13 protein-coding genes, 1 tRNA gene and 1 pseudogene are annotated in these 15273 nt (G+C 42.9%); 9 read left to right on the forward strand and 6 right to left on the reverse strand.

Annotation, left to right across the window (positions count from 1 at the left end):
- Positions 1 to 130 precede the first annotated feature (130 nt).
- The 5 genes from smc to mgtE all read left to right on the forward strand — a co-directional run bounded on the left by smc (position 131) and on the right by mgtE (position 7966).
- The gene (smc, locus tag PN457_RS01930) at positions 131 to 3703 is read left to right on the forward strand and encodes a chromosome segregation protein SMC (RefSeq protein WP_271730956.1); all 3573 of its coding nucleotides are present in this window, start codon (positions 131 to 133) and stop codon (positions 3701 to 3703) included.
- A gap of 58 nt (positions 3704 to 3761) precedes the next feature.
- Positions 3762 to 4736, forward strand: a complete 975-nt coding sequence (locus tag PN457_RS01935; protein WP_271730958.1) for a PRC-barrel domain-containing protein — start codon at positions 3762 to 3764, stop codon at positions 4734 to 4736.
- A gap of 175 nt (positions 4737 to 4911) precedes the next feature.
- Positions 4912 to 5589 carry a TIGR04283 family arsenosugar biosynthesis glycosyltransferase gene (locus tag PN457_RS01940; RefSeq protein ID WP_271730959.1) on the forward strand — a complete coding sequence of 226 codons (678 nt, stop codon included), beginning with the start codon at positions 4912 to 4914 and terminating at the stop codon, positions 5587 to 5589.
- A gap of 121 nt (positions 5590 to 5710) precedes the next feature.
- Complete coding sequence (locus tag PN457_RS01945; RefSeq protein ID WP_271730960.1) at positions 5711 to 6457, forward strand: TVP38/TMEM64 family protein; 747 nt, start codon at positions 5711 to 5713, stop codon at positions 6455 to 6457.
- 108 nt (positions 6458 to 6565) lie between these two features.
- On the forward strand, positions 6566 to 7966 hold the full coding sequence (gene mgtE, locus PN457_RS01950) for a magnesium transporter (RefSeq protein ID WP_271730961.1): 1401 nt from the start codon (positions 6566 to 6568) through the stop codon (positions 7964 to 7966).
- Here the strand turns inward: mgtE and PN457_RS01955 are convergent.
- Both PN457_RS01955 and PN457_RS01960 read right to left on the reverse strand, forming a co-directional pair.
- Positions 7961 to 8218, reverse strand: coding sequence for a hypothetical protein (locus tag PN457_RS01955; RefSeq protein ID WP_271730962.1), 258 nt, complete (start codon positions 8216 to 8218; stop codon positions 7961 to 7963). The genes mgtE and PN457_RS01955 overlap by 6 nt on opposite strands.
- Positions 8219 to 8255: 37 nt before the next feature.
- A pseudogene (locus PN457_RS01960) lies at positions 8256 to 8360 on the reverse strand (NAD(P)-dependent oxidoreductase); the annotation flags it as partial.
- A gap of 385 nt (positions 8361 to 8745) precedes the next feature.
- Here PN457_RS01960 and PN457_RS01965 point away from each other — a divergent pair.
- Positions 8746 to 9408 (forward strand): class I SAM-dependent methyltransferase, encoded by a 663-nt coding sequence (locus tag PN457_RS01965; protein WP_271730963.1) that lies wholly within the window; start codon positions 8746 to 8748, stop codon positions 9406 to 9408.
- A gap of 44 nt (positions 9409 to 9452) precedes the next feature.
- On the opposite strand, the gene PN457_RS01970 is transcribed toward PN457_RS01965, so the two are convergent.
- Entirely contained in the window at positions 9453 to 9680 is a 228-nt protein-coding gene (locus PN457_RS01970; protein WP_271730964.1) for a hypothetical protein, read from the reverse strand.
- Between the two features lie 242 nt (positions 9681 to 9922).
- Between PN457_RS01970 and PN457_RS01975 the strand changes: the two genes are divergently transcribed.
- A complete protein-coding gene (locus PN457_RS01975) occupies positions 9923 to 11362 on the forward strand; it encodes a M48 family metalloprotease (protein WP_271730965.1) in 1440 nt (479 codons plus the stop codon).
- 123 nt (positions 11363 to 11485) lie between these two features.
- Here PN457_RS01975 and trhO read toward each other — a convergent pair whose 3' ends face one another.
- Entirely contained in the window at positions 11486 to 12385 is a 900-nt protein-coding gene (gene trhO, locus PN457_RS01980) for an oxygen-dependent tRNA uridine(34) hydroxylase TrhO (RefSeq protein WP_271730966.1), read from the reverse strand.
- A gap of 70 nt (positions 12386 to 12455) precedes the next feature.
- On the opposite strand from trhO, the gene PN457_RS01985 reads away from it, so the two are divergent.
- Positions 12456 to 12528: transfer RNA gene (locus PN457_RS01985), tRNA-Ala, on the forward strand.
- A gap of 3 nt (positions 12529 to 12531) precedes the next feature.
- Here the strand turns inward: PN457_RS01985 and PN457_RS01990 are convergent.
- Positions 12532 to 13164: a DUF938 domain-containing protein gene (locus tag PN457_RS01990; RefSeq protein WP_271730967.1), complete on the reverse strand. Its 633-nt coding sequence runs from the start codon at positions 13162 to 13164 to the stop codon at positions 12532 to 12534.
- Between the two features lie 67 nt (positions 13165 to 13231).
- On the opposite strand from PN457_RS01990, the gene PN457_RS01995 reads away from it, so the two are divergent.
- Entirely contained in the window at positions 13232 to 14647 is a 1416-nt protein-coding gene (locus PN457_RS01995; RefSeq protein WP_271730969.1) for a lysophospholipid acyltransferase family protein, read from the forward strand.
- 177 nt (positions 14648 to 14824) lie between these two features.
- Here PN457_RS01995 and PN457_RS02000 read toward each other — a convergent pair whose 3' ends face one another.
- A complete protein-coding gene (locus tag PN457_RS02000; protein ID WP_271730970.1) occupies positions 14825 to 14983 on the reverse strand; it encodes a hypothetical protein in 159 nt (52 codons plus the stop codon).
- Positions 14984 to 15273: the final 290 nt, after the last annotated feature.

The following is a 15273-nucleotide window of genomic DNA, read 5'->3' on the forward strand; positions in this document are numbered from 1 at the left end:
TTAATGTCAACTAATACCTAACCTAAATCTGGTTCCCCCCTAGAGGATGCTAAAAAATGGTCTTGTCCCTATTGCCAAATCTTAATTAATTGATACACTTATGCTACATTAGCCCAGTTAAGCAGCATCTATGGTACACGTCAAGCGCGTGGAACTCACTAACTTTAAATCCTTCGGTGGTACTACCTCGGTTCCTCTACTACCGGGGTTTACGGTCATTTCTGGGCCGAATGGTTCGGGTAAATCTAATATCCTGGATGCGTTGCTGTTTTGTTTAGGGCTTTCTAGTTCTAAGGGAATGCGAGCGGATAGGTTACCGGATTTGGTGAATAATGCTCAAAAGCCTAAAGGACGCGCTGGAATTGAGGCCAGTGTGACGGTAACCTTTGATTTGTCGGGGGATGTATCCGGGACACAAACCCAGATTGGGGAGGGTGCTCTAACTGAGTGGAGTGTAACCCGCAGGTTGCGGGTAAGTCAGCAGGGGAGTTATACCTCTAACTACTATATTAATGGTGTAGCTTGTACTCTGACGGAGCTACATGAGGAGTTGAATAACCTGCGGATTTATCCAGAGGGTTACAATGTGGTGTTACAAGGGGATGTTACTAGTATTATCTCTATGAATGCTAGGGAACGTCGAGAAATTATTGATGAGTTGGCTGGGGTGGCGGCTTTTGACCGTAAAATTGTCCAAGCTAAGAAAACTCTGGATGAGGTGAAGGACAAGGAGGATAGTTGTCGGATTATTCAGACTGAGTTAACTATACAGCGCGATCGCCTATCTCAAGCCCGTGCTAAGGCGCAAAAGTATCAAGTACTCCGCAGTGAGTTTCAGTGTAAGCAGTCCTGGGAGGCGGTTTTATCTTGGCGCTCTCTTCAAGCACAGCAAGAAAATTTGGTGGCGCAAATTCAAGGCGGCGATCGCAGTTATATTGAATTTACTACTCAGTTAAATAACCTCAATTGCGCCATTACTCTCCAGACGGAGCAACTAGAACAACTCAATGCTTATGTCAAAGCTTTGGGTGAGGAGGAACTCTTGGCGCTCCAAACTACTTTAGCCACCCAAGAGGCGGAATTTAAACAACTCCAGCGCCGACAACAGGAATTAACCGCAGCCATAACCCAAACAACCCAAGAATTGAGCCAAACTCACCAGGATGTGGCACAATATCAGCAGTCACTAACAAGTTTAGCCCAAACTGAGGTTTTAGCCAGAGAATCTATTCTGGGTTGTGTGGAAGCACGAAATCAAGCCCAAGGGGTTTTAGATGCTTCCAGGTCAGCAGCTGCGGCGATCGCTTCAGCTTCGGAAGCTTGGGTACAGCAACAAACAGCTTTTAATCGTCAAATTGAATCTTTACTGCAAATCCTGGAACCCCAACGCACTGAACAAGCACAACTGAGGGAACGCTATGAGCAGTTACAGCAGCTAATTACTGAACAAACTCAGCTGGTTAATAGTTGGGAACCGGAGTTAAGTGGTAAACAAGCTGAATGTAGTCGCTGGGAAATGGAGTTTCAGGGAGGGGGCGAACCCATAGCCAATTTAACCGCAACTCTCGCAGCTACAGAACAAGAGTTACAAATCCAACAGGAAACCCAAAAGCGACTTTTACAAGAACAACGGGAAAAACAACGCCAGTTAGATAAAATTGAAGCCCAAGCCCAAGCCCAACAGGAGGTACAGGGAACCCAAGCCAGTAAGGTAATTTTACAGTCGGGACTGCCGGGGTTGTGCGGTTTGGTGGTACAGTTGGGTAAGGTAGACCCCCGCTATCAGTTAGCCTTGGAAATTGCCGCTGGTGGGCGTTTGGGTCATATTGTCGTAGAAGATGACAGCGTAGCCGCGGCGGGAATTGAATTACTCAAGCAAAAACGGGCAGGAAGGGCAACTTTTTTACCTTTAAATAAGGTAAAACCTAGTAAATTTACTCAGGATGCCACCTTGCGTTATGCCCACGGGTTTGTCAATTATGCCATGAATTTAATTGAATGCGATCGCCGTTATCAAGATGTGTTTAGTTATGTATTCGGTAATACAGTAGTATTTACGAGTATCCAAACAGCCCGGCAAAATATGGGTTTGTATCGGATTGTCACCTTAGATGGGGAATTGTTAGAAACTAGCGGCGCTATGACAGGGGGGAGTAATAGTCAGCGTTCTGTATTGCGGTTTGGGAAAACTGAGTCAGCGGAATCTGAGGAAGCTATAGCTTTAAAGGGGCGCTTGGGAGAGATTGAGCGAATTTTATTACGTTGTACTGAGTCCATAACTACTTTATCGGCTCAAACTAAACAATACACCCAGGAACTCGCAGAAGCAAAACAAACCCGGAGAGAACAGCAGTTACAATGGGAACAACTGCAAAAAGAAGTCAAGAATTTAACAGAGCAATTGCATGGGACGCGATCGCAACTGACCCAAAATACCGAAAAAATCAGCCTCGCCCAATCCCGTTTATCAGTGTTAGATCGGGAATTACCAATAAAAGAAAATGAGTTACAACAATTGCGACAAGAGTTAGGGGAATTAGAAGCATCTCAAACCCCCAGAGAATGGCAAGAAATGCAAATAACTATTAAAAACCAAGAGCAACAACTACAACAAAAAGAGAGAGAATTAAGGGAAGCCGAAGAAAAATTAAAAAATTGTCAAACTCAACAACAGCGATCGCAAGAACGCATCCAAGAAGCTGAAGCTAAAATCCAGCAATATCAGCAACAACAAACCAGCCAAGAAAATCAACTAAATTCCCTGAATAGTCAATCAGTTAACCTCAGCAGTGAAATTAATCAAAACCAGGCTAATTTACAGCAAGTCAGCGAAAATTTAGGGTTAGAGAAACAAAAACGGGACAAAATAGAACAAGAATTGCGATCGCAACTTTTACATCAACAACAACTGCAATGGGAAATAGAAAAACTCCAAGAAAGCCAACACAAACGGATCGAAGAGTTGAAAGCATTGCAAAACCAATTACGAGAAACCGGCGCAGAATTGCCCAATCCCTTACCAGAAGTACCAGACCAGGTAGATTTAGAGGAACTGCAAAAAGAACTGCGCAGCCTAAGCAAACGCTTACAGGCCATGGAACCAGTGAATATGTTGGCCTTAGAGGAATACGAACGCACCCAGAACCGCCTAGAAGAACTAACGGAAAAACTACAGACCCTAGAAGGCGAACGCACAGAATTACTCCTAAGGATTGAAAACTTTACCACATTGCGACAGCTAGCATTTAAAGAAGCCTTTGATGCGGTCAACACCAACTTTCAATCTATTTTTGCGGTTCTTTCCGAAGGTGACGGCTATTTGCAACTAGAAGATCCCGAAGATATTTTTAACAGTGGGCTAAATCTAGTCGCCCACCCCAAAGGTAAACCAGTACAGCGCCTTGCGTCCATGTCCGGGGGGGAAAAATCCCTCACAGCCTTAAGTTTCATCTTTGCTCTACAACGTTACCGCCCCTCCCCATTTTATGCTTTTGACGAAGTAGATATGTTTTTAGATGGTGCCAACGTCGAGCGATTAGCTAAAATGATTAAACAACAAGCCCAACAAGCCCAATTTATAGTTGTGAGTTTACGCCGTCCGATGATAGAATCGGCCGAACGGACTATTGGCGTTACTCAAGCACGAGGAGCTTACACTCAAGTATTGGGGATTAAATTAAAATCATCCAATGCATCTGCTTGAGATTTTGTTAATAATAGTGTATAGATAAACCGGATTCGAGATCAGGACTCGGTATAGAATGACCTCTGAACAGATAATTAGGCGTTCCGACATATTAAACACCCAGGTGATTACTCGCGATAACGGCAAACGGCTCGGTATCGTCAATCAACTTTGGGTTGATATTGATCAAAGAGAGGTTGTGGCTCTTGGTTTGCGAGACAGCCTGATCTCTATTTCGGGTCTGCCACGCTATATGTACCTCAACACTATCAACCAAATTGGTGATGTAATTCTAGTTGATAACGAAGATGCGATCGAAGATATTGAGATTGAGAGTTTAAGCAACCTGATTAACTGGGAAGTAATCACAGAGACGGGTGAAGTATTAGGGAGAGTGCGGGGTTTCAAGTTCAATGGCGAAACTGGTCGGATTCTTTCCATAGTCGTCGCCTCTTTAGGAGTCCCCCAAATTCCTGACCAATTTCTCAGCACCTACGAGTTATCGATGGATGAAGTCGTCAGCACCGGACCGAGTAGGTTGATTGTATTTGAAGGAGCCGAAGAGCGAGTTAACCAGTTAACAGTGGGCGTACTAGAGCGCTTAGGTATCGGTAAAGCCCCCTGGGAAAGAGAAGCAGAAGAGGAATATGGCTATATTCCCCGCACGGTTTCACCAACAAATCAGCTACCTAGTGGAGTACCATTACAACCACCTAAAACCAGAGTCCGCGCTCCTGAACCTGTGGAACAGGAGGAATGGACCCAAGACTATGTGGAAGAAGAAATCCCCCGTCGTCAAGTCATGCGGGCCCAACAGTACGAATCTATTCCATACGAAGAAGACGAGGAAGATAACTGGAGTGAAGTTACTCCTAGGGATAGATATCAAGAGCCACCTAAACCTAGATATGAAACCCAAGCTTACACCAACGAATACGACGATGATGATGATGTAGAAGGCGATGCTTGGGAGGATGCACCAAAGCCAGTGAATATTCCCAAGAAAATCAAAGAAAGACAGCCAGAATACGAAGAAGAAGGCGGATACTGAAATAATCGCTCATATTTGCTTTTCCCTGCGGAAGCGCTACGCCAAGGTAATTCGTAATTAAGTAGATAAGATAACCCTAACCCTCTTCCTCTCATACACGGAAGGGGGTATTTCAATTCCAAGTATTATTCTAAATATCCTCTAAAATAACCTCTTGTGAGACTTCACAAAAGCAGTGTATAACAAAATTTCAATTATTATCCCCACCTATAATGAAGCAGGAAATATTCGAGAGGCGATCGCTTGTACTCAACCCAGCACTAATGTAGAATTAATCGTGGTAGATGGAGGCTCACAAGATGACACTGTTACCATAGCTGAGTCTTTAAACGTCAAGGTCATCGCCTCGGCTCCTGGTCGTGCTACTCAAATGAATACAGGTGCTATGGCTGCAAGTGGGGACATCCTCCTGTTTCTCCACGCCGATACACGCTTACCCCCTGGATTTGATGGTATGATTCGCACAGCGGTACAACAGCCGCAGATGGTAGCGGGAGCCTTTGCTTTACAGATTAATGCCACCCTGTGGACTTTGAGATGGGTAGAAAAAGGAGTAAATTGGCGATCGCGTTTTTGTCAAATGCCCTATGGTGACCAAGCAATATTTTTAACAGCAGAAGTATTCGATCAAGTTGGTCATTTTCCAGATTTACCCATCATGGAGGATTTTGAACTCATCCGTCGTTTACAAAGCATCGGCAAAATTATCATCATCCCTGTACCAGTTATTACTTCTGCGCGGAGATGGTTGCAAAAAGGAGTATTTTACACTACAATCCTGAATCAAATAGTGATTACTGCTTACCTTCTGGGTATATCACCGAAACGCATTCGCCGCTGGTATCGGCGATAAAAACTTGATAAATATCCTATATTAATATATCCAAAAATTAAACATCTTAATATTTGGATACCATTCATCTTTTATTAAACTCCCTTTGTGTTTTAGTACCTTAGGATTAAAGAAATATTTTATGGATACAAAAAACCAATTACATAGAAGACTTAAATTATTAATAATTAGTTTTCTAGTTGCTAGCCTAATTATTTTGGCGCGATATTTCCCAGTTAAACAAGTTTTCAATGATGCCATCTCACAGGTGCAAAGTCTTGGTATTTTAGCACCCATAGCTTATATGATAATTTACAACTTAGCAACTATATTATTTATACCAGGTTCTGTCTTAACTATCAAAGGTGGTTGCTTATTTGGTCTGGTTTGGGGGTCTGTATATGTCTTAATTGCAGCAGTGATCGGAGCAATTGTAGCCTTTATGATCGGACGTTATTTATGCCGTGATTGGGTGTCTCGACAGCTTGATAAATATCCTAAATTTACAGCCATTAACTTAGCAGTCGCTAAAGAGGGATGGAAAATTGTCTTACTCACGCGTTTATCTCCCATCTTCCCATTCAACTTGTTAAATTACGCCTTTGGAGTTACACAAGTTTCTCTAAAAGACTATATCTTAGGTTCCTTGGGCATAATTCCCGGTACAGTTATGTACGTTTATATAGGTTCCTTAGCCGGTGATTTAGCCATGGTCAATACTCCCAATCAGCCCAGTCATCCACAAGCGCAAATCTGGCAATGGGTCATGCAAATAATTGGGTTACTTGCCACTATTGCCATAACAGTATATATCACAAAAATTGCCCAAAAAACTCTCAGGGAAACTGTAGGAATGGCGGAAATTAGCCATAAGCAGATTAATAATTGACCGGCGATGTACCACAGAGTGCCTGAGTTAAATTTACGTCAATAAAACTCATTATTCCCCTAAACTAAAAGTAGTAAACCTGTTGCAACTGCATGAGGAAAGTAGATTTTGACTGAAACAAATAATTTCAACTTCACCACTCCAAATGTCAGCCGTAGCGAATTGCAAGACCTGGTGCGAAATGAGCTACGAATGTTCCTAGAATTGGGGGACTTACAAGCAGCAAAATCTATTCTCAGACCCGTACAACCTGCGGATATTGCTGAGGCCATTGAAGGTTTACCAGAAGCAATGCAAGCTTTGGTTTTTCGCTTGCTTCCTAAAACTGAGGCTATTGAGGTGTATGAATATCTCGACTATAGTGTTCAAGAACATTTAATTGAGGAACTCAAAAGCCAGGATGTCCGTGACATTGTAGATAAAATGTCCCCGGATGACCGCGCCAGATTATTTGACGAGTTACCAGCCAAAGTTGTCAACCGCTTGCTAGAACAACTCAGCCCAGCAGAACGTCAAGCTACAGCCCAACTCTTAGGTTATGAAGCGGGTACAGCTGGGCGGATCATGACCCCAGAGTTAATTTATATCAAAGAACGTCTGACGGTATCTCAAGCCATAGAACGCATTCGCCGTCTGGCACATCTGAGTGAAACGATTTACTACCTTTACGTTACCGATAGCGTCAGGCGTTTGACGGGTATTGTTTCTTTACGAGAGTTGGTAGTATCTCAGCCAGAGCAAACCATTGGCGAAATTATGACCCGTGAAGTTGTGTTTGTTTACACTGATACAGACCAAGAAGAAGTCGCTAGATTAATTCAAAGATATGATTTTTTAGCTCTACCTGTGGTGGATAAAGAACAGCGTTTAGTAGGTATTATCACCGTTGATGATGTGATTGATATTCTCGAACAGGAGACTACTGAAGATATCTACGCCCTGGGCGGTGGTGTGCAATCCGATGGTGACAACTATTTTCAAATGAGTTTGGTACAAGTTGCCCGGAAGCGGGTACTATGGTTGTTTGTCTTACTCATCACTAATACAATCACTGGCACAATTATTAAGTCCCAGGAAGATATCTTAGAACAAGTGGTAATACTGACGGCCTTTATCCCTTTGCTCACAGGTACTGGTGGTAATGTGGGCGCTCAATCTTCTACAGTGGTCATTCGCGGCATGAGTACCGATGAAATCAGATCCCTGGGAGTATGGCAGGTCATTGGCAGAGAAGCGATCGCCGGGGCTTTTTTGGGACTAATGTTAGGTGGTATCGCCACAGTCTGGGCTTATTTTTTGCAAGACCGCCCAGAGGTCGCATTTACTGTAGGTAGCAGTTTGGTGGCTATTTCTGTGATTGCTTCTGTCTCAGGTTCTGCACTGCCATTTTTATTCCGCTCCTTCCGCCTAGACCCCGCGTTGATGTCAGCACCGTTTATTACTACAGCCGTTGATGTCCTGGGTGTTTTGATTTACTTTAATTTGGCGCGAGTAATTTTAGGGTTATAACTGTGAGGATGTTTCAGGGGCGACAATTTCCCCAGTGCCTAATTCTATAATTTTGTCTTGATTCGTAATTAATTCATTGAGTTCTCTCACCTTTAAATTCATTGTCTGACAAGATTCTCTCAGGGCCTGGCTAAAACTATTAATATCATCGCCATACCCACATTGATAAGCAGCAATTTCTATTCCTTGCTTGGCATTTGCTCTAGCACAATCTACTAAGTCTGTACCTAGCAATGGTTTTGGGGATGTCATAGGTTGTAGTTGTTGTTTTTTATAAGTAATTAGCCGTTGACTCTTGATAGTGCGGATCATCAGCTTGGGGACGGGGCTTCATTTCTGACTCTTTACCGGGTGGTTTTTGTTGCTGTGGTGGTTGTAATATTTCTTCTGGCATAGGATAATTTTATGTGTAAATTAATCAAGAAAAAACAATTCACAGATTCCTAAAAGCAAACCTCGGATTAATACCTCAATCCAAGGTTAAAATTTATGCTTTAGCTCCCAACTGATAATGTTCAAGTTCAGGCAGTTTTACCCAGGATGTCAGCTAAACTAGGTTTAGCTGACATTGTCATCCTCACACCTGACACACGCTCTTAATCTGACCACTGAAAACAAGTACACAACTCTCTTGGAATGTCAGGATTGCTCCTGTTCATCTGCTTTTAAGTTAACTATGAAAATATAGAAATTTATCATTCTTGAGGTGGAAAGACAAATTAGCTTTTCTCACTCTCAAGAAGTAAAATCAATCATCTGGATGTTAATTTCACTGAACTATGGCAAATAAAACACTGGGAATAGAACCATCACTATATAACTACTTATTATCCGTATCTTTACGGGAACCGGAAATCCTCTCCCAACTGAGAGCAGAAACAGCCCAGCATCCGATGGCTGTGATGCAGATTGCACCGGAACAGGGACAGTTTATGGCCTTGCTGGTGCAATTAATCGGGGCAAAAAAAACCTTAGATATAGGAGTATTTACGGGTTATAGTTCCCTGGTGGTGTCTTTGGCATTACCTGCCGATGGTCGGGTAGTAGCCTGTGATGTGAGTGCAGAGTTTACATCGATCGCCCGTCGTTATTGGCAAAAAGCAGGGGTTGCAGATAAAATTGATTTACACATTGCCCCAGCAATGGAGACATTAGACCAATTATTAGCAGCAGGTGCTGCAGAAACCTTTGACTTTGCCTTTATTGATGCTGACAAAAGTAATTATGACGGTTATTATGAGCGATCGCTCCAACTAGTCAGACCAGGAGGATTAATTTTGATTGATAATGTACTTTGGTCTGGTAGTGTAGCCGACCCACAAATTCAAGACAATCGCACTACCAACATTCGCGCCCTCAATGAAAAACTACACCAAGACCAGCGGATTAATTTGAGTTTACTTCCCATCGCCGATGGCTTAACTTTAGCCCATAAGAAATAATTATCCTGTTTTGAATTGCCTTTAGTTACCACTAAAGGCGATCGCTATTGATCAAGCTTTACATCAGGAATGATTTCAATTATTTGGAGTTCTTCTTCTGGTAGTGCTTCAAAAAAGGCCTCGCCCAGTTTTCCCTTGAGTAAACCGGGGGTGCGGGGTTGCGTACGCTCTTGATTTAAACCTAATCGAAAGTAATGAATTACATTATATAGTTCTCCTAGTTTGTCTTCGGGAATGTCTTGCAGTTCTTGAACTATCTTCTGGATAAGCATAACTTCAAAACAATAACTACACTTTGACTATATCTCAACCTAACGGAAACGCCGTTTACGGGAGGAGCGATCGCTATTTTAGTGATTTTAGTATAAATTTTTATAAATTTTTCAGAAACCCTGGATAATATTTGGGGAAAATATTATAGTGAAATTACTGTGTTGCACAGATAAAAGAAACCGAGTGCGATCGCCTAAAATACATCTGTATTTGTTGCTTTGCCATTATTGGGGAAAAATTCATGAAAAAAAAGCCCTTGCTATGGGTAGCCTGTGGTATATTTTTATTCTTATGTCTTCACCTAACAATACCAATCATTTCTACAGCACAAACTCCCAATGTAGCTAACCGCTTACAAACTCTGGTGAAAGCAGATCAATTATACCTAGCAGGAGATACCGCAGGAGCCGAAAAACTTTACCGCCAAGTCAAAACCCCATTTGCTCAGGAAGCATCTAGAATTACTCTTCCTGAGCCAATTACTGACCCAGAGCAACTTTCCGGCGCTGGGAGAGTATATTGGCGCAACGCCACCGAGGGAATGCAACAGGGACTTACCAGTAAAATCTTTGTCCCTTTACAAATGCTTCTAGAAAGACATCCAGAATTCACCCCTGCATATACACTCTATGCAGAAGCCACGAAAAAATATGGTGATAAGAAAGATATACTACCTGTTTTAGAGCGTGCCATCAGTATTTTCCCCCAATCGGCAGAACTAAATCAAGCCCTAATTAAAGCCCAGCAAGAAGCTGAACAATGGTTAGAAGCCTCTATTACTGCGCGTCAATTTGCGATGACTTACCCCGATCATCCCCAAGCCGAGGAATTTACCAGTATTGCTGAAAATAATTTTAACCGCTTTCGTAGTCAACTAAATCAACAAGTGGTATTGCAGGGCATTGTGGGTGCTACAATTGGGATTGTAACTGGTAATGCCAATCTCCAAGCCGTCACATTAGCTCCTTTGCTCCTCCAAGGTGAGTCAGCTATGGGGGCGCAGCTTGCAGCAGTTTATAAGCAGCAATCAACTTTAATAGAAGACCCCACCATTGTAGAATACGTTAGCCGCATTGGTAATAACATTGCCAACTTAATGGGGCGCAATGATTTTGATTATGAATTTAATGTCATCTTAGATGATTCGCTCAATGCCTTTGCTCTACCCGGTGGTAAAGTATTTGTCAATACCGGGGCGATTATGGCCCTCAATTCAGAAGCAGAATTAGCCGGACTATTAGGACACGAAGTTGGTCACGCAGTTTTATCTCATGGATTTGATCGGATAACTAACGCCAATCTCCTGGCAAATGTTGGGCAAATTATCCCTTTTGGCAATCTGATCTCTAATTTAGCAATCCTAGATTATGGCCGTCAACAAGAAACTCAAGCCGACGTTGTTGGTACTCGTGTATTAGCTGGTGCGGGTTATGCTGCTGATGGTTTACGCAATTTCTTTGTTACTATCAAACAACAGGAAAAAGGACGAACTATCCCCGCCTATTTGAGTACACACCCCGCATCTGAAGACCGGATGCGCTATTTAGAAGAAATCATCCAGCGTAATGGTTATAATCGTTATGCCTTTGAAGGTGTGCAAACACACAAGGAAATTCAAGCCAGACTAGAGCAAATTCTGGAGGAAAGTAAACAACAAGAAGATGAAATTGTGCAAGAGTGATCGCAAAAGCCTGTAATATTGGGTCTTGAGATTCTCAAACTGATTCGGCAAAAGTTGGAATATAAAAGAATCCAAATATTATAAATCTCATTCTGTGGGCAGGAAAGCCCACCCTGGTATGGCTCACGCAGAAAAAAGGTGCTGTAATTTATACTGTTTCCACTTCTCCTGTTGACGCAGCCTTTTTTCCGCAGTCAGACTATCAAAGCAGTGAGGACAAGAAATACCTTCTTCATATTGAGGAGAAGCCTTATCTTGCTCAGAAATAGGATATCCGCAACAAAAGCATAACTCATGACTACCTAACTCCAATCCATGACGAACCGCAACCCGTTCATCAAAAACAAAACATTCACCCTCCCACAAACTTTCCTCTGCTGGTACTGATTCCAAATACTTGAGAATACCACCCTTCAGGTGATAGACCTCCGTAAAACCTTGGGAGAGCATAAAAGCTGAGGCTTTTTCACAACGAATCCCCCCTGTACAAAACAAAGCGACTTTCTTGTGTTGATTGGGGTCAAGGTTATTACTCACATATTCCGGGAACTCTCGGAAAGATTTGGTTTGGGGATTTTGTGCTGTTTTAAAAGTACCGATATTCACTTCATAATCATTACGGGTGTCAATGACAATCACCTCCGGGTCACAAATCAAATCATTCCATTCTTGAGGACTGACATAAGTACCCACCTGCTGATTTGGGTCAACTTCTGGTAAACCCATAGTCACAATTTCCGCCTTTAACCGCACCTTCAGGCGTTCAAATGGCTGTGTTTCAGTATATGACTCTTTGTGTTCTAAGTCTGCTAAACGGGGGTCAGAACGCAAAAACGCCAAAACAGAGTCAACCCCTGGACGCGAGCCGGCAATAGTCCCGTTAATGCCCTCTGCTGCTAATAAAATAGTCCCCTTAATACCTTGTGATTGGCAGTAAGACAGTAGGGGTTCTTGTTTCTCGACAAAGTCCGGTAAGCTGACAAATTTATACAGCGCCGCCACTACCTGATTTTTTTCTTGCATAATCTATTGAGTAATGATATAATAATTAAAAATCAGCAAAAACTGTTTCTCAAAGCTGTTTATAGTTGATGGGGGTTTAGCTCAGTTGGTAGAGCGCCTGCTTTGCAAGCAGGATGTCAGCAGTTCGAGTCTGCTAATCTCCATGGTCAAGAGCGTTCAAACACTACAGAGAGATTGTTAGCCGGCATTTGGTAAGTTGCTTTTAAGTTCATATTTTCCCTGGTAGCTGCTGCAATCACATCCTGTAAATTACGCACCCCCCAAGCTGGGTTCTGCGCCCTCAAAGATTCATCAAAAGCAGCGTTACTAGGTGCTGTATGCTCTCCATTTTGTTTAAACGGTCCATATAAATAGAGTATTCCCCCAGATGGCAAAATGCGACCCGCACCAGCCATTAGTCCTAGACAAGTTGACCAGGGCGAAATATGAATCATATTAATATTAACTATAGCTACAATGGGTAAGTCTGGTGCAGCATCTTTCTCTACTGTCCAACTCGCCATACTAGCATCAAGTTCTAAGGGTGGGTAAAGATTATCTGATGGATATTCTTCAGCCCAAGCCTTAATACTAGCACGTAATAAAGGATTTTGTTCAGTAGGTAACCATCGGCGGGGGGTAAGACCGGGCGCAAAATATACAGCGTGTTCACCCGTGCCACTAGCGACTTCTAAAATAGTACCAGTTGGGGGTAACACCTGTAACAGTACCTCTAGAATAGGTTCACGATTCCTTTGTGTAGCTGGCGCGTACTTTCGCCCATCTTCGGGTGTATTCATATTCAAATTACTTAATCCTTTACTTAATCCTTTACATACCAACTACATAATAATCTGGAGAGTTACTTTGCCTAAGTCAATTCGTTCTACCCAACCACCACTCAAATTCATTCCCCATCACTTTAACCCATTTATACTACAGATTTTCCGGTGGTTATTGCCTATTGTGCTACGTTTTCGTACTAGACCTTGGTTACCTGCGGGAATTGTGCAAGTGGAAGGTGAGAATGTGGAGACCTTAGCTAAACTTTATCAACAATTCCAGTCCGGGAAAATTCGCTTTTTGATTGCATTTCGTCACCCAGAGGTAGAAGACCCTCTGTGTATGCTCTATCTACTTTCCTACATTTTGCCCCGGGTTGCACGCCAGCAGGATATTCAACTGCGATCGCCCCTCCATAGCTATTTTCTTTATGACCGGGGTATGACTATATGGGCTGGGGATTGGTTAGGATGGTTATTTTCTAGGGTGGGTGGTGTCCCCATTCGTCGTGGTCGCCGATTAGATAGAAAAGCCATTCAAACAGCACGGGATTTATTTAGTCATGGGCAAATGCCCATCGCCGTTGCACCAGAAGGAGGTAATAATGGTCATAGTGGAATTGTTAGCCCCTTAGAACCCGGTGTAGCCCAATTAGGTTTCTGGTGTGTAGAAGACCTGGAAAAAGCCCAGGGTGATCAGACTGTGTTTATTGTCCCGGTAGCTATTCAGTATAGCTACGTCCAGCCACCTTGGTCAAGACTGAATTGGCTATTAAGTAAGTTAGAAGCTGATAGCGGTTTGGGGGTAGTTGAGCAAGGAACTAATCACCAACTAGAAGTTTACTATCAACGTATTTGTTGTTTGGCTGAGTATTTAATTACCCAGATGGAAGAGTTTTACCGCCGTTTCTATCATCGAGACATACCTAAAACTAACTCTGTGGATCAATCTACCACCCGTAACCAGATGATCATTAACAGATTACATCATTTAATGGATATAGCCTTACAGGTGGCGGAAGAATATTTTGGCGTAACACCACAAGGTAATTTTATCGATCGCTGTCGTCGTTTAGAAGAAGCAGGTTGGAATTATATCTACCGGGATGATCTAGCAGATATTGACGCTTTAGCACCCTTCCAACGTGGGTTAGCAGACTGGGTGGCCTGTGAAGCAGATTTGAAAATGCAACACATGAGGATAGTAGAAACTTTTGTAGGTGTGACAGCTAATTATATTCAGGAAAAACCAACCCCCGAAAGGTTAGCGGAAACAGCTTTATTAATGTTTGATCTGCTCTCTCGGATTCAGGAGTCTACCCTCCCCGGTAGACCTAGTTTAGGTTTCAGGAAAGCGACGATTACTGTCGGTGAACCAATTTCTGTTACTGAACGCTGGCAAAAATCCGCCGGCGATCGCCCTGCTACTCGTCAAGCTGTCAGTCAGTTAACCAAAGACTTACAAAATGCTTTGCAGACCATGATTGATTATACTGTTTAACGCCAAGTGGTTTTTCAACCTTTGGGCGATCGCCTTGTAGCAGCGCTTCCATATCACATCTTGTCAAGATAATCAAATAGATGATTTTCTAGTCAGATTTATCTGACTTTAGCTTTGAGACGGGGGTTTTTAACCCCTGGCTCCCCGTGTAGCATCCAACGTAAATTTTAACCCCTTTTAGGTGGCGACTATATCTGTTGTTAAACGCAAAGGGGCGCAAAGGTACGCAAAGGTACGCAAAGGTTTATTTTCTATGGCTTTGAGAGGGGGGTTTGTAACGCTTCCCTTGGTGGCGATCGCCTTTAACATCGCCTTACCATCCCCTCCCACAGACACACAGATCCCCGACTTCTAGCTAAATCATCCTAGATTATCTGTGATGATGTGAGAAGTCGGGGATCTTGCACCCCCTCCCAAATCTCCGACTTCTTCCATAACCTAGGGAGTTATTGAATACTTGGGAGAGAAGTCGGGGATCTTAACCACCCGACATCTGATTAACAATATTCATAGTTTCCATGCTGACTCTACACACCCGCATTAATAAATCTATGACCTGTTCTTTGTAGTCTGCAAACCGGTAAGTGTTGAATTTTTCTGCAATGGTGGGGTCTTTGGGTTTCTTC

The organism is Anabaenopsis arnoldii, from assembly GCF_028331025.1.
GTDB classification, from domain to species: domain Bacteria; phylum Cyanobacteriota; class Cyanobacteriia; order Cyanobacteriales; family Nostocaceae; genus Anabaenopsis; species Anabaenopsis arnoldii.